This is a genomic window from Brucella pseudogrignonensis (genome assembly GCF_031454375.1).
Lineage (GTDB): Bacteria > Pseudomonadota > Alphaproteobacteria > Rhizobiales > Rhizobiaceae > Brucella > Brucella pseudogrignonensis_A.
This window is the reverse complement of the sequence record NZ_JAVDQT010000001.1, coordinates 37,335-55,039: the sequence shown is the minus strand read 5'-3', so window position 1 is coordinate 55,039 and position 17,705 is coordinate 37,335. Positions and strand designations below refer to the sequence as shown.

Genomic DNA, 17,705 nt, shown 5'->3' with positions numbered 1-17,705 from the left:
CTGATGGCATGAACACAGCAACTCAAAATAATACGGCTCTGCGAGAAGCAGAGCCGTCGAGAATTGTTCTTTCTGCACGTGGTTTGGGCAAGTCGTTTGGCGGTTTTCATGCGGTGAAGAATGTCGATCTTGATGTAGAGCACGCCCGCGTTCATGCGCTGATCGGGCCGAATGGTGCAGGCAAGACGACCGTCTTCAACCTGCTCACCAAGTTTCTTCAGCCGACAAGCGGCGAGATTACACTTCTTGGAGACAGCATCACCAAGACCGATCCCGCCAAGGTGGCGCGGATGGGTCTGGTGCGCTCGTTTCAGATTTCCGCAACCTTCCCGCATCTGACGGTGCTGGAAAACGTGAAGGTCGCGCTTCAACGCCCGAGCGGTCTGGCAACGCAGTTCTGGCGCTCGTTGTCGACGCTAGATCAGCTTAATCCAAAAGCAATTGATCTGCTGGAGCGCGTGGGTTTGGCCGATGCGCGTCATGCGCTGGCCGCCGATCTTTCCTATGGCCGCAAGCGTGCGCTTGAAATCGCCACCACACTGGCACTCGATCCGAAAGTGCTGCTGCTTGATGAGCCAATGGCAGGCATGGGGCACGAAGACGTGCACATCATTGCCGCCCTCATCACCGATGTAGCAAAAGATCGTGCGGTGCTGATGGTCGAACACAATCTCAAAGTGGTGGCCGACATCGCCCATCACGTCACGGTGCTGCAACGCGGCGAAATCCTCGCATCGGGCAATTATGCCACCGTCTCTAAAGACGAGCGCGTCCGCACCGCTTATATGGGAACCGAACATGAATAGAGGCCAACCCCTGCTTTCCGTGCGCGGGCTCAATGCCTGGTATGGCGAAAGCCATGCGCTGCACGGCGTCGATCTCGACATCTGGCCCGGCGAAACCATCACGCTTCTGGGCCGCAATGGTGTCGGCAAAACCACAACGCTGCGCGCCATCATGGGCATCATCCGCAAGCGTACCGGCACCATCACGCTTGATGGCAAAGACATTCTGCGCGTGCCGCTGCATCGCATTGCCCGCACTGGCCTTGGCTTTGTGCCGGAAGAGCGCGGGATATTCGCAACGCTGAACGTACATGAAAATCTGCTGCTGCCGCCCGTCGTCGGCAAGGGCAGCGGAGCCATGTCACTCGACGAGATTTACGAGCTCTTCCCCAATCTCTATGAGCGCCGCAACAGCCCCGGCACCAAGCTTTCGGGTGGTGAACAGCAGATGCTGGCGATTGCCCGCATCCTGCGCACCGGCGTCAAAGTTCTGCTGCTTGATGAGCCGACCGAAGGACTTGCGCCTGTCATCATCCAGCGCATCGGTGATGTACTGGTAGAACTCAAAAAACGCGGCATGACTGTGTTGCTGGTCGAGCAGAACTTCCGCTTTGCCGCAAAAGTCGCGGACCGCTTTTATCTGATGGATCATGGCGTGGTGACGGAAAACTTCCCAACCGCCGAGCTGCCAGCGCGGATGGCATCGCTCACGCAAGCTTTGGGGGTTTGAACCAATGACAATGATTTTTGGAATACCTTTGCAAGCGCTTCTTGGGCAATTGCTCGTCGGCCTCATCAATGGCTCTTTCTACGCCATGCTGAGCCTTGGCCTCGCCATCATCTTCGGGCTTTTGCGCATCATCAATTTTGCCCATGGCGCACAATATATGCTCGGCGCATTTGTCGGCTATCTGCTGTTAAGCGGCCTTGGCATCGGCTATTGGCCAGCGCTTATTCTCGCTCCACTGATCGTGGGTCTGGGCGGCGCCATCATCGAGCGTGTTGCACTTTCAAGGCTCTATAATCTCGATCCGCTCTATGGCCTGCTGTTCACCTTTGGCTTAGCACTCGTGATAGAAGGCACTTTCCGCTATTATTATGGTGCTGCCGGTCAACCCTATGCCGTTCCACCATCACTTGCAGGCGGCAATAATCTTGGCTTCATGTTCCTGCCCAACTATCGCGCATGGGTGGTGGTGGCATCACTCGTGATCTGTATCGGCACATGGCTGCTGATCGAAAAGACCAAGCTTGGCGCTTACCTGCGTGCTGCAACCGAAAACCCCACACTGGTCAAAGCCTTTGGCATCAATGTGCCATTGCTGCTCACTTTCACCTATGCGTTGGGTGCTGCCCTTGCTGGCTTTGCCGGTATCCTCGCAGCCCCCATCTATCAGGTCAGCCCGCTGATGGGGTCCAATATCATCATTGTGGTGTTTGCCGTAGTCGTGGTCGGCGGAATGGGTTCGATCCTTGGCGCTATCATCACCGGCTATGTGCTGGGGCTGGCGGAAGGTCTGACCAAGGTGTTCTACCCGGAAGCTTCCAGCATCGTCATCTTCGTTATTATGGCTATCGTCCTTCTGGTGCGACCCGCCGGACTGTTCGGGAAGGAGGCCTGATATGACTGATACTGTTCTTAAAGCAACGACGGCACATCAGCAGGCCAAAGCGCCAAACCTCAACAGTCTGTCTGCCATCATTCTGGCTATTGCCGTGGCTGGACTGATCGTAGCACCCTTCATGGTCTACCCGATCTTCCTGATGAAGATGCTGTGCTTTGCGCTCTTTGCCTCAGCCTTCAATCTGTTGCTCGGCTATACCGGCATTCTGTCCTTTGGCCATGCAGCCTTCTTCGGCGGTGCTGCCTATGTCACAGCACATGCCGTCAAAGTATGGGGTGTAACGCCCGAAATCGGCATCCTGCTTGGCGTGGTGGCTGCGGCCGTTCTCGGCCTTGTGATCGGCTATCTCGCCATCCGCCGTCAGGGTATCTATTCAACGATGATTACACTGGCGCTTGCGCAGATGTTCTTCTTCTTCTGTCTGCAGGCAGCCTTTACACACGGCGAAGATGGTCTTCAGGGTGTGCCGCGCGGCTATCTGCTTGGCTTCATCGACCTCAACCAGCCGATGAACATGTATTATTTTGTGCTGGCGGTGTTTGTGATCGGGGTCTTTGCGATCTGGCGCATCATCAATTCGCCTTTCGGAATGATCCTCAAATCCGTGCGCGAAAACGAAAGCCGCGCCGTATCGCTGGGCTATTCCGTCAATCACTACAAGCTCGCAGCCTTTGTCATGTCGGCAGCACTTGCAGGCCTTGCAGGCGGCATGAAGGCACTTGTCTTCCAGTTTGCCACACTCACCGATGTGGGCTGGCAGATGTCGGGCGAAGTGATCCTGATGACGCTGCTTGGCGGCATTGGAACGCTGATCGGCCCAATCGTCGGTGCAGCCTTCGTGGTCGCTCTTCAGAACTATCTCGCGACCTCGGACTTCCCCGTTACAATCGTCACTGGTGTCATCTTCATGGCATGCGTCCTGCTCTTCCGTAAAGGTATCGTCGGTGAATTCTATGCATCGCGGCTTGGAAAGAAATTGTTCGGATAACCGATATTTTCGGAGCCGCATGTTCATCAGATAGCGGCTCCACCTTTTTACTGGATATGAAATCATGACCGACACCTACGATTACATCGTGGTTGGCGCGGGTACGGCTGGCTGCGCCCTTGCGAACCGCCTTTCCGCAGATAAGAACCGCTCTGTCCTGCTGCTCGAAGCAGGCGGCAAAGACAATTACGCGTGGATTCATATCCCCGTCGGCTATCTTTATTGCATCGGCAATCCGCGCACAGATTGGTGTTTTACCACAGAAGCGGAAGCAGGCCTGAATGGACGCTCGCTCGGCTATCCACGCGGCAAAGTGCTTGGGGGCTGCTCCTCCATCAATGGCATGATCTATATGCGCGGACAGGCACGCGATTATGATCTGTGGCGACAGGCCGGTTGCGACGGCTGGGGCTGGGACGACGTGTTGCCCTTCTTCAAAAAATCAGAAGACAATTTCGCAGGCGCAGATGATCTGCATGGCGCAGGTGGCGAATGGCGCGTCGAAAACGCCCGTCTGCATTGGGATATTCTGGATGCTTTTCGTGATGCAGCGGTTGCTGCCGGAATTCCAGCAACCGACGATTTCAATCGCGGTGACAATGAAGGTGTGTCCTATTTCAAGGTCAACCAGAAGCGCGGCATTCGCTGGAACACAGCCAAGGCTTTTCTGCGCCCGGCTCTTAATCGCCCCAACCTGCGCGTTGAAACCGGCGCACATGTCCGCCGCATCGAGATCGAAGAGCTGCGGGCAACCGGCGTCACCTTCGATCAGAACGGCATAACCCGCACCATCAAAGCAAAACGCGAAGTGATACTCGCAGCGGGCTCTGTTGGCTCACCACAAATACTGGAGCTTTCTGGCATCGGGCGCGGCGACATTCTTCAACAAGCGGGCATTCCGGTAAAGCTCGAACGCAAACAGCTTGGCGAAAACCTGCAGGATCATCTGCAACTGCGTTGCGCTTATAAGGTGAGCGGTATTCCAACGCTGAATGAAAAGGCCAGCAAGCTTACTGGCAAAGCCATGATCGGGCTGGAATATTTGCTGCGGCGCTCTGGTCCCATGTCAATGGCACCAAGCCAGCTTGGCGTTTTCACACGCTCAGACCCTTCATATGAAACGGCCAATCTGCAATATCACGTGCAGCCCTTGAGCCTTGAGAAATTTGGCGATGCCGTTCACCCCTTCCCGGCCTTTACCGCATCCGTCTGTAATCTGCGACCCGACAGTCGCGGCTCAATCCACATCAAGTCGCCGGATCACCGCACGCAACCAGCAATCAGACCGAACTACCTCGCCACCGAAAGTGACCGCCGCGTTGCAGCCGACGCAATCCGCCTCACCCGCCATATCGTGGCGCAGGCGCCTTTGCAGAAATATCGCCCGGAAGAATTCAAACCCGGACCTAGCTATGAAACGCAGGAGCAGCTGGAAAAAGCAGCGGGCGATATCGGCACAACGATTTTCCATCCGGTCGGCACGTGTCGCATGGGGGCAGATGCAGACGCGATTGTCGATCCGCGCCTGAAACTCAACGGCATTCGAGGGCTTCGCGTAGCCGATGCATCGGTCATGCCGGGAATCACCTCCGGCAACACGAATTCACCCACTTTGATGATTGCGGAGAAGGCCGCGCAGATGATTATTTCGGATAATTACTAAAGCATTTCCAGCAAAAGTGGGAACCGGTTTTGCGTTCGGAAATGCTTAAGAAATATCTATAGATCGGTTCCAACGATGGCATATTTACGGAACCGATCTAGAACGAGATTCCTGAGACCCGCGCAAACTGAAAAGACAATCCGCTCACGCGACTGTGAACGCAATTTCACAATCGCTGAATCTCGTGCAGCTGAAATAATTTTTCTTGTTTCTTGTCTAATAAACGGGAATTATCGGCATCAAGGTGGGCAGGGGGAGAAAGATCATCTAATTTGATCGCTTTCCGGGACCGGCTCTCCAAAAAACTTTAGACAAGGAAAATAAGAATGTCGTCAGTCCTTTCCCGCTATTCGCTGACCCGCCGCGCTGGTCTGAAAGCCGCCCTTTTCACTGTTGCAGCCCTCACTGTTGGCTTTGCAGCCGCGCCAAGCCACGCAGAAGATAAGACCATCAAGGTCGGCATCATGGGCGGCGAAGACGAAGACGTCTGGAAAGTTGTTGCAGAAGAAGGCAAGAAGCACGGCCTCATCATCGAGCGCGTAACCTTCAACGATTACAACCAGCCAAATGAAGCGCTTGAGCGCAAAGAAATCGACGCAAACGCGTTCCAGCACAAGCCGTACCTCGACGAACAGATCAAGCAGCATGGCTATAAGATTGACGTTGCCGGTTACACCGCTGTCTGGCCAATCGGCATCTATTCGCGCAAGATCAAGAGCCTTGATGAAATCAAGGAAGGTGCAGTTGTCGGCGTGCCTAACGATCCATCGAATGAAGGTCGTGCTCTGCGCGTTCTCGAAGCAAGCGGCCTTATCAAGCTGAAGCCTGAAGCAGGTATTCTCGCAACGCCAATCGACATTGTTGAAAATCCTAAGAAAATCGAAATCAAGGAACTCGACGCCGGTGTTGTCGGTCGCTCGATTGATGATCTCGATGTCGCCATCGTGAACAACGACTGGGCAGGCAAAGCAGGTCTCAAGAAGGAAGAGGCGATCGGCTGGGAATCCAAGGAAAACAACCCATACAACAACTTCATCGCGGTCCGCACCGAAGATGCAAATGCTGATTGGGTAAAGAACCTTGTGGCTTCTTTCCAGAACGATACCGTGAAGGCTGAAATCGACCGGGTTTACAAGGGCACAGGTATTCCAGCCTGGAACTAATTGCTCTCTACGACTGAAAGACCGCGCCGGAAAAGCATTTCCGGCGCGGCTTTTATTGACGTAAGCGAAAAAATTGCCCAAAAGCATCCGCGCGTGCTTATGAAAAGCCGCCTATGCCCTTTGGCGTCATTTTCCTTGAAGCCTCATCAAACTATTCATTCGCAGCCTCGCTGCTGCGAGATAAAAAATAGAAGAAACGACCGTGACCATTGAACAGCCACCTGCCGCATTAGCGCCCATCGTCGCCATGAAAGACGTGCGTCGAATGTTCGGTGAGACACCGGCAATCAATGGCGTCTCTCTTTCCGTCGCACGCGGCGAAATTCTCGGCATTATCGGTCGCAGCGGCGCGGGTAAATCGACGCTGATCCGCTGCGTCAACGGCCTCGAAAAACCCGACAGCGGCTCAATCCTGATTGAAGGTCGCGAAATCACCGGCCTTGGTGAAGACGCGCTACGCCCTGTGCGCCGCCGCATCGGCATGGTGTTTCAGCACTTCAATCTCATGTCGGCCAAGACCGTCGCGCAGAACGTTGCACTGCCGCTTAAAATTGCAGGCATGCCGAAAGCAAAACGCATCAAGCGCGTAGCCGAACTGCTGGATCTCGTCGGCCTCTCCGATAAGGCGAAACAATATCCGGCACAGCTTTCCGGTGGCCAGAAGCAGCGCGTTGGCATTGCGCGCGCACTTGCTGCCGAACCCGCTGTTCTGCTTTCTGACGAAGCCACCTCGGCGCTCGATCCTGAGACAACCCAGTCAATTCTGGCGCTGCTCAAAGATATCAATACCAAGCTTGGCCTGACCATCCTGCTCATTACCCATGAGATGGAAGTTATCCGCCGCATCGCCGACCGGGTGATCGTGCTGGATCACGGCGTCATTGCTGAAGAAGGTCCGGTCTGGAAAGTCTTTGCCAATCCGCAGTCGCCCATCACGCAAAGCATGTTGCAGGTGTTGGAGCCGGAACTGCCAGCTGTGTGGCGCGAGCGTCTTGAGAAGACCGGCGATCTCGCCATTCTCAAAGTCAAGCTTTCAGGTGCCGCTGCCAAAGGCGCATTTTTCAGCGAAGCAACGCTTGCGACTGGCATTGCACTACAACTGATCCATGGTGGCATGGATACCATTCAGGGCGAGCCGGTTGGAACCATGTTCATTGGCCTGCCCGCGCAGGACCAAGCAAAATTAAACGCCGCAATCGCCTATCTCAACACCCATGCAGACGCCACGGAGGTTCTCGGCTATGTCTCAGGCAATGCTTGATCTTCTCTGGCGCTCCTTCTGGGAGACCATCATTATGACCGGGTTCTCGAGCCTGATTTCGCTCGTCGTCGGTCTGCCGCTGGCACTCATCATGATTCTGACCGAACGTGGTGGCCTTGCGCAAAACCTGACAATCAACGCCATCCTCGGTGCCATCATCAATGGCTTCCGTTCCGTGCCTTTCATCATTTTGCTTGTGGCACTCATCCCGGTGACGCGTTTTGTCGTCGGCACATCAATCGGCACATGGGCATCCATCGTGCCATTGTCGATTGCTGCCATTCCCTATTATGCGCGCATCGCCGAAGTCTCACTGCGCGAAGTGGATAATGGTCTCGTCGAAGCTGCGCGTTCTATGGGCGCAAACCGCTGGACAATCGTGCGTGAAGTGCTGGTGCCGGAAGCCCTGCCGGGCATTATCGCAGGCTTCACCGTGACCATCATCACACTCATTGGCGCGTCTGCCATGGCTGGGGCCATCGGTGCAGGCGGTCTTGGCGATCTGGCAATTCGTTACGGTTATCAGCGCTTTGAAACGCAGATCATGGTTGCTGTGGTGATTATTCTGATCATCATGGTGTGCGGAATTCAGCTGATCGGCGATTATCTCGTCAATCGCCTCGACAAGCGCAACCTGCGTTCACGTAGCTAGTATCTGATCAGACAGGAGGGTGTTTATCGCACCCTCTTTCGAAAACCTGCTTCCAGCGTGTTGCCATCGGGATCAAAGACGAGAGCTGCGTAATAGCCCATCTCTTCAGGACCCTGATAGGCCGGTGGTCCACTCTCTTTGCCGCCGCCCTGAACAGCTGCACGAAAAAAAGCTTCCACATCTTCACGACTGCCCGCATTGAACATCAGATGCAGATGGTTGCCCGGTTTTCCATCAGGCTCGTCCGCGACTGTTTTCTGCGCTTTGTGTATCCAAAGAAACGGCACTGGTGCCCTCTCTCCGCCACTGACAAAGAAGCCGCTATCTGAATGCGCAATAATGGTAAGGCCGAGCTTAGGCATGCAGCTTTCATAGAAAGATAAGCTGCGGCGAAGGTCTTTGCTTTGAAAGCCGATATGATCGAAGAGCGACATAAAGACTATTATATGCCAGCATTACATAAAGAAAAGTGGCGCTCACAACTTTGGAGAGCGCCACTCTTATTCTTACGCGAAAGATAATGATCAGCCGCGCGTGCGGGCCAGACCAGCCTTTGCAGGCTGATAGCTTGCATCGAGCTGAATAGCGCGTGTGTATGAGTTGGCAGCTTTTGCCTTATCACCACGCTGTTCATAAACCAGCGCCTGATTGGACCAGCTTTCAGCGATGTTGCCATCAAGCGTGATCGCCGTGTTGAAATCATCAAAGGCGTTGTCATAATCGTTAAGTGCAACATAAGAAATGCCGCGGCCATTGTACGGTTCAGGCGCAGTCGAATTCAGCGAAATCGCTTTCGAGAAATCCTCAATCGCCTGCTTATGCTGGCCCTTAGCCTGATAAATCAAACCACGATTATGATAGGCGCGGCCATCTGTCGTCTGCAAAGCAATTGCCTGATTGAAATCACTCAATGCCTGATCAAGACGCCCAGCCTGACGATACACATTTCCGCGACCAACATAGGCCGCATCATATTGCGGATTGATCTGGATCGCGCGGCTATAGTCCTGCGCGGCCTTACCGTTGTCATTCATGTAACGGTAGATCAATGCACGGTTGGCATAGGCCTGATAGAAATTCGGATTAAGGGCGATCGCCTGATCGAAATCGCGCAGCGCTTCCTTATAGCGTCGCGCCTTACCATAGGCTGAGCCACGAACATTATAAGCCTCTGGATCGCGCGGATTGCTCTGGATAACGCTTGTAAGCGAGCCGATGTTCTCGGTAGACCCTTGAGCACGATCAACTGTGCTCAACGCAGTTTGCGTCGAGGAGCTTTGGCAACCGACAAGACCAAGAGCCAAAACAGCTGTCGCAGCCAACAGGCTGTTACGGGCAACAAATTTGCCGGACGAGTGCATCACCTTAAAGCGCATTGGCAACGGCAGCGTTCCTTTCTGCATGAGCGAAGCGCGGGAGCGTACCCAAGCTTGCATCAACTTTGTCCCCGGCTGCTTTTAACAGCCATAATGTTTGCATTGTATAGCACAGCAGAAGACAGCAGGAAAAACGCCGATCAACTCAACTGGCCAGAAGCTATGTTTCTCTCACGTATCAAGCTCAACGCCACAATAAAGGTCAGTATATGGCGGCGTGCTAACACTTAAAATCTGCGTGTCTTATCTTGTGAAGCACTTTCAAAGTGCATCAAAAAACATTCAGACATGCAAAAACCGGCGCAAGCCATAAGCTGCACCGGCAAGCAAAAGGCGCCACACAGGCAGCGCCAATTTCAGGTCACTTAGCGAGCTGCGGTACGACCGCCGCCGATAAGACCTTCACGCTGTGCGCGCTTACGAGCCAGCTTACGCGAACGACGAACGGCTTCTGCCTTTTCGCGGGCGCGCTTTTCAGATGGCTTTTCATAATGGCCACGCATCTTCATTTCGCGGAAGATACCTTCGCGCTGCATCTTTTTCTTAAGAGCGCGGAGAGCCTGATCAACATTGTTATCGCGGACGAGTACCTGCACGTGTAATCCCGTATCGGTTAGAATTTCGATTTAGCCTGAGGCATTAAGGGCGTCTCTTAACGATGTTCAGCTGATAGAGTCAACTGTCTATACGCCCAAAGGCTCCCAAGCTTCGCAACATAAACGTTGCAAATTGGGGCTGGCATTACCAGATAGCCCGGCTTTTGTCCACCTCAAGATAAGACTTTGCCTGGTATTGAGCATAAATAATGGCTTCACGACAAATTATAGTGACGAAATCACACCGTATCGGCTAGAGAGCCTCCACTTTCCGCACAATTCAGCCTCATTGCTCAATCATAGCAAAAAACGGCTTAAACACCGCCCTATCCCCAATCATTGATTCCTTCTGTCGAGATTTATGTCTTTTCGCAAACGACTCGTTATTCAGTTCACAGGCTATGAAGGCCTGCATCCCAAGGCCGTCCGCGTGCGCCATGCACTTGCGTTGAAGGATTTCGACCGTCTGTGGCGTGCGAAAACCAAATTGCCGCTCATGAAAGACGAACCGGATGATTGCGGCACGCTCACCGCAACGACTCAGGGTAATGGCTGGCAAACGGAAACAGAGTTCTGCCAGTTTGGCACCGCAGACATCTTTGATGATTACGCAGCACGTTCCACGCCGAAGCGCATGCTAACGGGCTTCCGTGCTTTCATGAACATTTTCTTCACAGGCACCCTGCTCCGCTATCTGCTGACAAGCTGGCGCTTTGTGATGTTCTTCCTGTGGCCATTTCTGTTGTCGATTGTGATTATCGCAATCGCAGCGCTTATCACCTATGCGCCGATACTTGCAGGTTTTCCGATCTGGAATCTCGTCTGGTCACTACCCATCGCGGCTTTGGTTGCAACCTTGCTGGTGCGCTGGCCGGGCGACCGATTCTTTATGTCTTATCTGCTTGATGACTGGTCGGCAGCCTATGACCGTATTTATCGTCGCAATGATAAGCTGAAAGCGCGCCGCAAAGCTTTCGCAGAAGCGCTGAAGAAGAAAATCGAAGAAAGCGACGCCGACGAAGTCGTTATCGTCGGCCACAGCCTCGGCACCGTTCCCGCGGTTGAAGCGCTTGCAGACCTTCAACGCGAACGCCCCGATCTTTTGCGCAAGCAACCTGTTTCACTGTTGGCAATCGGCTCCTGCCTGCTGATGATCGCACTGCACCCCAAAGCAAAAGCTTTGCGCGAAGACGTGCGTGTTGTGATGGAAGACAGCCCGGTTCTGTGGTCAGAATTTCAGGTTCTCACCGATATTATCCATTTTTATGGCTCTGATCCGGCAAAAGCTCTTAAGATCACGACGCAAAATCAGCCACTCATCCACCGCATCCGCTTCAAGAATGTGCATAGCGAGAATCGCTACAAACGCTCAAAGGGCAATTTCTTCCTGATGCATCTGCTTTATATGCGCGGGGCCGAGAAAAAGAATTTCTACGATTTCGGTATGTTTTTGCACGGACCGTTTTTCTTCCGCGACCTGATGACGGCGTATCAAGACAAAGCCGCCCCTCTTGATGAAGAAGGACGGCTCTTAGCTTCGTAATGAGCAGAACTGTTATCCGCGAACTGGCTCGACCACAGCAATGGTAAGCCATGTTGCGGTCAGCGCTGGCTTTACCATGTTTTCGACTTCCAGCGTCACTTCGTAATGATTGACGACGCGGCCCGATGGACGAATATCGGCATCGGCCAACTTGAAACGGGCACGAACACGCGCACCGGTCTTCACCGGCGACATGAAACGCACTTTGTCAAAGCCGTAATTGATGCCCATTGTTGCACCTTCAAGCATAGGCAGCGCCTCAAATGCCAGTGTCGAAAGCAGCGACAGGGTCAAAAAGCCGTGCGCAATCGTGCCACCAAAAGGCGTTTCCTTGGCTGCACGCTCTGGGTCAACATGGATGAACTGATGATCATCTGTTGCATCAGCAAACTGATTGATCATCGACTGCGTGACTTCGCGCCACTCGGAACATCCGATTTCCGTACCGATTGCTTCGCGCAACTGGTCGAGCGTAATTGCGTCTTTCATTCCATGAAACTTTCTGCTGAACTGATACTCTGTTGTTATCTATTAAGAACGCAACAGCAAGGCCGTTAATCAGGCAGTAACCAGTATTTCACGGGCAATGTTGTCCCAATGGTCAAAAACCTTATGGGCACCCTTGGATGATAAGCGTTCCGCATGACCTTCATATGTATGTCCGCCACCCGTATAGCCAAAGGCCGTCATGCCTGCCGCAATTGCACCTTCAACGCCAAAAGGCGAATCTTCGATCACCACGCAGCGCGCAGGATCGACACCCATCTTATCGGCAGCAAAGAGGAACAAATCTGGCGCAGGCTTTCCGCGCTTGACCATACTGGATGAATATACCGCGTCACCAAAATATTGGCTGATTCCGGTCTTCTCAAGGCTGAATGCGATGCGCTCAGGCTGCGATGAAGACGCCACACAACGCCTATTTGGCAGCACTTTCAGAAAATCTGCAATGCCGGTTGCTGGTTGCAAGTGCTCAGCAAATAAATCGCGCGTAATCGGCCAAAAATCATTGGCAGCACCTTCCGGCAATCGATGCCCGGTCATGCCTTCAATCATCGTTACAATGTCAGCAACCTTCATGCCAATGCCTTTAGCAACGGTCCCTTCCCGCAATGGCATGCCATGATTTGCATAGACCTGCTCAAATGCGCGGCAGGAAAGCGGCTCACTATCAACGAGAACTCCGTCACAATCAAAGATAACGAGATCGAAGGGGGATGCGTTGCTCATGGGAACTCCGGTAGAATGCGTATTTTGTCGCGATGATTTGAGATGCACAGGTTTCTTTGTTGATATAGAGACTGTTCGTCGATTACGCATCTATAACAATTGAAGCGTGACAAAAATTATCGCGGAGACCCTTATGACAACGAATGTGGCACTGGTTGGACTGGCGCGGGACTTACAAGCGCGCGCGGAAACAGGCAAACCAATCCGCATCGGCCTTATCGGCGCTGGCGAAATGGGAACAGATATTGTCACGCAAGTGGCGCGTATGCCCGGCATTGAAGTCGGCGCTCTGTCCGCCCGTCGTCTGCCAAACACATTTAAAGCTGTCCGCACCGCCTATGGCGATGAAGAAAATGCGCGCGAAGCCAATAGCGAAAGCGCGATGACCAACGCCATCGAAAGCGGCAAAATCGCAGTCACCGGCGATAACGATTTGATCCTCTCCAATCCGCTGATCGACGTGGTTATTGATGCAACCGGCATTCCGGAAGTCGGTGCTGAAACCGGAATCAAGGCCATCGAGCATGGCAAACATCTTGTGATGATGAATGTCGAAGCCGATGTCACCATCGGGCCTTACCTCAAGGCACAAGCCGACAAGCAGGGCGTGATTTATTCACTCGGCGCTGGCGACGAACCCTCGTCCTGCATGGAATTGATCGAGTTTGTTTCTGCTCTTGGCTATGAAGTTGTCTCGGCTGGCAAGGGCAAGAACAACCCTCTCAATTTTGATGCCGTCCCTGATGATTATCAGGAGGAAGCCGACCGCCGGAACATGAATGTCCGCCTGCTGGTCGAATTCATCGACGGTTCAAAAACCATGGTCGAAATGGCAGCGATTGCCAATGCGACCGGCCTTGTTCCGGATATTGCTGGCATGCATGGCCCCCGCGCCAGTGTCGATCAGTTGAGCAGTACGCTTATCCCACAAGCGGATGGCGGCGTTCTCAGCAAGAGCGGCGTCGTCGATTATTCCATCGGTAAAGGCGTTTCGCCCGGCGTGTTCGTTGTGGCCAAGATGGACCACCCTCGCCTAAATGAGCGCCTTGAAGATCTGAAGATCGGCAAAGGCCCCTATTTCACATTCCATCGGCCATACCACCTTACATCGCTAGAAGTGCCGCTGACCATCGCACGCGCCGTCCTGTACGGCAAATCCGATATGGTGCCACTGCCGAAACCGGTGGCGGAAGTCTGCGCGGTAGCAAAGAAAGACTTGCAGCCGGGCGATCATCTCGATGCTATAGGTCAATATTGCTATCGTTCATGGATTATGACGACACCAGAAGCACGCGCTGCCAAGGCCATTCCTTGCGGCTTGCTACAAAATGGCACCGTCACTGCACCAATTAAAAAAGGTGAACTCATCACCTATGCCAACGCATCACCACAGCCCGGCTCCAAGATTGCCGAGCTGCGCGCTCTTCAGGATAAGATGATCTACGGCTGAACAAGCTTATGAATTCAAACAAAAAGGGCGGCTCTAAGCCGCCCTTTTTGTTTTAGTGGTCCAATGCCTTCACAATGTTTTCGACCATCTTCTTAGCATCTGCGAAGAGCATCATTGTGTTGTCGCGGAAGAACAATTCGTTCTCAACACCCGCATAGCCTGAGCCCATGCCGCGCTTGATGAAAAGAACCGTACCGGCCTTGTCGACATCGAGGATCGGCATACCAAAAATCGGCGATTGCGGGTCGGTCTTCGCTGCCGGATTGGTCACGTCATTCGCGCCAATCACGAAGGCAACATCGGCCGTCGCAAATTCCGAATTGATGTCTTCGAGTTCGAACACTTCATCATAAGGCACGTTAGCTTCAGCTAGCAGCACGTTCATATGGCCCGGCATACGACCGGCAACAGGGTGGATCGCGTATTTCACTTCCACACCTTCGGCTTTCAGCTTGTCAGCCATTTCACGCAGCGCGTGCTGTGCCTGTGCCACCGCCATACCATAACCCGGCACGATAATGACCTTGGATGCATTCTTCATGATGAAGGCTGCATCGTCAGCCGAACCCTGCTTAACCGGACGCTGTTCCACTTCACCGCCACCCGCAGCAGAAGTGTCGCCACCAAAGCCGCCAAGAATGACCGAAATGAACGAGCGGTTCATGCCCTTACACATAATGTAAGACAGAATAGCACCCGACGAGCCGACCAGCGCACCGGTAATAATCAGCGCCAGATTGCCAAGCGTGAAGCCGATACCTGCAGCAGCCCAGCCCGAATAGGAATTGAGCATGGAAACGACAACTGGCATATCCGCGCCGCCAATCGGGATGATGATCAGCACACCAAACACCAGCGCCAAAATGACGATCAGCCAGAACACGAAATGGCTTTCGGTATTGGTCAGAACGGCAATCAGGATCACGATTGCAGCAGCAAGGGCCGCATTGATGACATGGCGTCCCGGCAGCATGATCGGCTTGCCCGACATACGGCCATCAAGCTTCAGGAACGCAATGATCGAGCCGGTGAAGGTGATGGCACCAATCGCAACACCCAGCGACATTTCGATCAGTGCCTGACCGTGGATCTGCCCCACTTCGCCAATGCCGAAGGAATGCGGTGAGTAAAGGGCTGCGGCAGCAACGAGCACGGCTGCAAGACCAATCAGCGAGTGGAAGGCTGCCACAAGCTGCGGCATGGCCGTCATCGCAATGCGGCGTGCAATCACTGCACCAATACCGCCACCAATGGCGATACCGAGAATAATCAGCACCAGGCCACCGAAGCTTGGACGTGCCAACAACAGCGTGGTGACGATAGCGATACCCATACCAACCATACCATAGGTGTTACCCTGACGGCTGGTGGTTGGATGCGAGAGGCCGCGCAATGCCATGATGAACAGGACACCGGAGACCAGATATAGGAAGGCTGCGAGATTAACGCTCATGATGGCTCAGCCCTCACTTTTCTTTTTTCTTGTACATGGCAAGCATGCGCTGGGTAACGAGGAAGCCGCCGAAAATATTCACACTTGCAAGGATAAGTGCGATGAAGCCAAAGCCCGTTGCCCAGCCCGAAAGCGAAAGGCCAACCGCAAGAAGCGCACCCACCACGATCACCGATGAAATGGCGTTGGTAACCGCCATAAGCGGGGTATGCAGAGCAGGCGTCACCTGCCAGACAACGTAATAGCCGACGAAAATCGACAGAACGAAAATCGCAAGACGGAAGACAAACGGATCAACCACGCCACCGGATGCGGCATGAGCGGCAGCAGCTGCTGCATCACCTAAACCGCCTGCATTTTCCGCTGCCTGCCTGACGGCATCTGCCGCCTGATTGAGGCTCTCAAGAGCTTTTTCGAGTGTTGTGTCAGACATTATGCCTCTCCTCCGTCAGCGGAAGTTTTTGCAGGCTTAGCGGGAGCTTTACGGGTCACCTTGCGAACTGGCTTGTCTGCCTCTGCCTCGACGACAGGAGCTTTAGCTTTCGGAGCTGCTTTTGGCTTAGCGACCTTCTCAGCCACAACCGCTGGCCCTGCTTCGACTTCTGCTTCGGCCTTGGCAAAAGCCGGATGCACTACTTTGCCCTCGTGGGTCAGAAGCGTTGCCTTTACCAGCTCTTCCTGCGGATCGAGCTTAAGAAGCTTTGCTTCCTTATCGACCAGTGTTTCGAGGAATGCATAAAGATTGCGCGCATAAAGCTGCGAAGCGGTGGCGGCAATACGTCCCGGCACATTCAGATGCCCGACAATCTTCACGCCATTGACCTCAGCGATCTGACCCGCAACAGCACCTTCAACATTACCGCCGCGCTCAACTGCGAGATCAACCAGCACAGAACCCGGACGCATGGCTGCGACCATTTCCTTCGTCACAAGACGCGGAGCCGGACGGCCCGGAATAAGCGCAGTCGTAATCACAATATCCTGCTTAGCAATATGATCAGCGACAAGCGTTGCCTGCTTTGCCTGATATTCCTTCGACATTTCCTTGGCATAACCGCCGGAGGTTTCAGCCGCCTTGAACTCTTCGTCCTCGACAGCGATGAACTTCGCACCCAGTGACGCCACCTGCTCCTTTGCGGCAGGGCGAACGTCGGTTGCCGTCACAACCGCACCCAGACGACGTGCGGTCGCAATCGCCTGAAGACCAGCCACGCCTGCCCCCATAACGAAGACGCGCGCCGCTGGAACAGTGCCAGCCGCCGTCATCATCATCGGCATAGCGCGATCATAGGTTTCAGACGCATCAATCACCGCCTGATAACCGGCAAGATTGGCCTGCGACGAGAGAACATCCATCACCTGCGCGCGCGTAATACGCGGCATGAATTCCATCGTGAAAGCGGAGATACCAGCCTTGCCCAATGCTGCGACAGCATCTTCATGACCATAAGGATCAAGCATCGCGAAAAGTATTGCGCCCGACCTATACCCTTTGAGTTCCGCATCATTCGGACGGCGCACTTTCAGGATAACGTCTGCCGCTTTGGCATCCGCCGTAGTTCCGATGCGCGCACCAGCAGTGACAAACTCGGTATCGATGATACGCGATTTTTCGCCTGCGCCTTTTTCCACCACGACATCAAAACCAAGCGCGATGAATTTCTTCACCGTCTCGGCGGATGCCGCAACGCGGGTCTCGTTGGGATCACTCTCTTTCGGAATGAATATAGTCTGGGCCAACTGGTTTCCCTTTCGTGGCTTGAGACGCACCGATCTAATTGGCATCGGATCGGCGCTACACGTGTTAATTTTTCGCGTATTTTTCCGAAAACCGCTTCACACTTTTCGGGATACGCTCTGATCCGACCTTACAGCCGGGCACAATCAGGGCTTCCGGGAAGAAGCCCCTCAAAATCTTGA

The 17,705-nt window shown here is 53.8% G+C and carries 18 protein-coding genes; 10 read left to right on the top strand and 8 right to left on the bottom strand.

Annotation, left to right across the window (positions count from 1 at the left end):
* Window positions 1-8: 8 nt before the first annotated feature.
* The 8 genes from J2782_RS00295 (at window position 9) to J2782_RS00260 (ending at window position 8,137) form a co-directional block, all read left to right on the top strand.
* On the top strand, window positions 9-806 hold the full coding sequence (locus tag J2782_RS00295) for an ABC transporter ATP-binding protein (protein WP_310009620.1): 798 nt from the start codon (window positions 9-11) through the stop codon (window positions 804-806).
* Window positions 799-1,515, top strand: a complete 717-nt coding sequence (locus J2782_RS00290; RefSeq protein WP_215781384.1) for an ABC transporter ATP-binding protein — start codon at window positions 799-801, stop codon at window positions 1,513-1,515. The genes J2782_RS00295 and J2782_RS00290 overlap by 8 nt, the downstream gene beginning before the upstream one ends.
* Before the next feature lie 4 nt (window positions 1,516-1,519).
* Entirely contained in the window at window positions 1,520-2,407 is an 888-nt protein-coding gene (locus J2782_RS00285; protein ID WP_064320956.1) for a branched-chain amino acid ABC transporter permease, read from the top strand.
* A gap of 1 nt (window position 2,408) precedes the next feature.
* Window positions 2,409-3,398, top strand: a complete 990-nt coding sequence (locus J2782_RS00280) for a branched-chain amino acid ABC transporter permease (protein ID WP_310009619.1) — start codon at window positions 2,409-2,411, stop codon at window positions 3,396-3,398.
* Between the two features lie 64 nt (window positions 3,399-3,462).
* Window positions 3,463-5,061 carry a GMC family oxidoreductase gene (locus tag J2782_RS00275; protein WP_310009618.1) on the top strand — a complete coding sequence of 533 codons (1,599 nt, stop codon included), beginning with the start codon at window positions 3,463-3,465 and terminating at the stop codon, window positions 5,059-5,061.
* A gap of 326 nt (window positions 5,062-5,387) precedes the next feature.
* Window positions 5,388-6,224, top strand: a complete 837-nt coding sequence (locus J2782_RS00270; protein ID WP_310009617.1) for a MetQ/NlpA family ABC transporter substrate-binding protein — start codon at window positions 5,388-5,390, stop codon at window positions 6,222-6,224.
* A gap of 202 nt (window positions 6,225-6,426) precedes the next feature.
* Entirely contained in the window at window positions 6,427-7,485 is a 1,059-nt protein-coding gene (locus tag J2782_RS00265) for a methionine ABC transporter ATP-binding protein (RefSeq protein WP_310009616.1), read from the top strand.
* Window positions 7,466-8,137 (top strand): methionine ABC transporter permease, encoded by a 672-nt coding sequence (locus J2782_RS00260; RefSeq protein ID WP_310009615.1) that lies wholly within the window; start codon window positions 7,466-7,468, stop codon window positions 8,135-8,137. Before J2782_RS00265 ends, J2782_RS00260 begins: the two co-directional genes overlap by 20 nt.
* 23 nt (window positions 8,138-8,160) lie before the next feature.
* Here the strand turns inward: J2782_RS00260 and J2782_RS00255 are convergent, their stop codons facing one another.
* From J2782_RS00255 to rpsU, 3 genes are all read right to left on the bottom strand, one after another.
* On the bottom strand, window positions 8,161-8,571 hold the full coding sequence (locus tag J2782_RS00255; RefSeq protein ID WP_310009614.1) for a VOC family protein: 411 nt from the start codon (window positions 8,569-8,571) through the stop codon (window positions 8,161-8,163).
* Between the two features lie 90 nt (window positions 8,572-8,661).
* Entirely contained in the window at window positions 8,662-9,540 is an 879-nt protein-coding gene (locus J2782_RS00250) for a tetratricopeptide repeat protein (protein WP_404989598.1), read from the bottom strand.
* A gap of 338 nt (window positions 9,541-9,878) precedes the next feature.
* Complete coding sequence (rpsU, locus tag J2782_RS00245) at window positions 9,879-10,109, bottom strand: 30S ribosomal protein S21 (protein WP_187544203.1); 231 nt, start codon at window positions 10,107-10,109, stop codon at window positions 9,879-9,881.
* A gap of 361 nt (window positions 10,110-10,470) precedes the next feature.
* Between rpsU and J2782_RS00240 the strand changes: the two genes are divergently transcribed.
* The gene (locus J2782_RS00240) at window positions 10,471-11,652 is read left to right on the top strand and encodes an alpha/beta hydrolase (protein WP_310009613.1); all 1,182 of its coding nucleotides are present in this window, start codon (window positions 10,471-10,473) and stop codon (window positions 11,650-11,652) included.
* A gap of 12 nt (window positions 11,653-11,664) precedes the next feature.
* Here the strand turns inward: J2782_RS00240 and J2782_RS00235 are convergent, their stop codons facing one another.
* Window positions 11,665-12,141 carry a MaoC family dehydratase gene (locus J2782_RS00235; protein ID WP_310009612.1) on the bottom strand — a complete coding sequence of 159 codons (477 nt, stop codon included), beginning with the start codon at window positions 12,139-12,141 and terminating at the stop codon, window positions 11,665-11,667.
* Window positions 12,142-12,210: 69 nt separating this feature from the next.
* Complete coding sequence (locus J2782_RS00230) at window positions 12,211-12,882, bottom strand: HAD family hydrolase (protein WP_310009610.1); 672 nt, start codon at window positions 12,880-12,882, stop codon at window positions 12,211-12,213.
* Window positions 12,883-13,015: 133 nt separating this feature from the next.
* Between J2782_RS00230 and J2782_RS00225 the strand changes: the two genes are divergently transcribed.
* Window positions 13,016-14,332: a 1-deoxy-D-ribulose 5-phosphate reductoisomerase gene (locus J2782_RS00225; RefSeq protein ID WP_310009609.1), complete on the top strand. Its 1,317-nt coding sequence runs from the start codon at window positions 13,016-13,018 to the stop codon at window positions 14,330-14,332.
* A 52-nt stretch (window positions 14,333-14,384) separates the two neighbouring features.
* On the opposite strand, the gene J2782_RS00220 is transcribed toward J2782_RS00225, so the two are convergent.
* The 3 genes from J2782_RS00220 to J2782_RS00210 are packed head-to-tail and all read right to left on the bottom strand — an operon-like array spanning window position 14,385 to window position 17,525.
* Window positions 14,385-15,785, bottom strand: a complete 1,401-nt coding sequence (locus J2782_RS00220) for an NAD(P)(+) transhydrogenase (Re/Si-specific) subunit beta (RefSeq protein ID WP_310009608.1) — start codon at window positions 15,783-15,785, stop codon at window positions 14,385-14,387.
* Window positions 15,786-15,798: 13 nt separating this feature from the next.
* The gene (locus J2782_RS00215; protein ID WP_207490210.1) at window positions 15,799-16,218 is read right to left on the bottom strand and encodes an NAD(P) transhydrogenase subunit alpha part 2; all 420 of its coding nucleotides are present in this window, start codon (window positions 16,216-16,218) and stop codon (window positions 15,799-15,801) included.
* A complete protein-coding gene (locus tag J2782_RS00210) occupies window positions 16,218-17,525 on the bottom strand; it encodes a Re/Si-specific NAD(P)(+) transhydrogenase subunit alpha (RefSeq protein WP_310009606.1) in 1,308 nt (435 codons plus the stop codon). The genes J2782_RS00215 and J2782_RS00210 overlap by 1 nt, the downstream gene beginning before the upstream one ends.
* Window positions 17,526-17,705 lie beyond the last annotated feature (180 nt).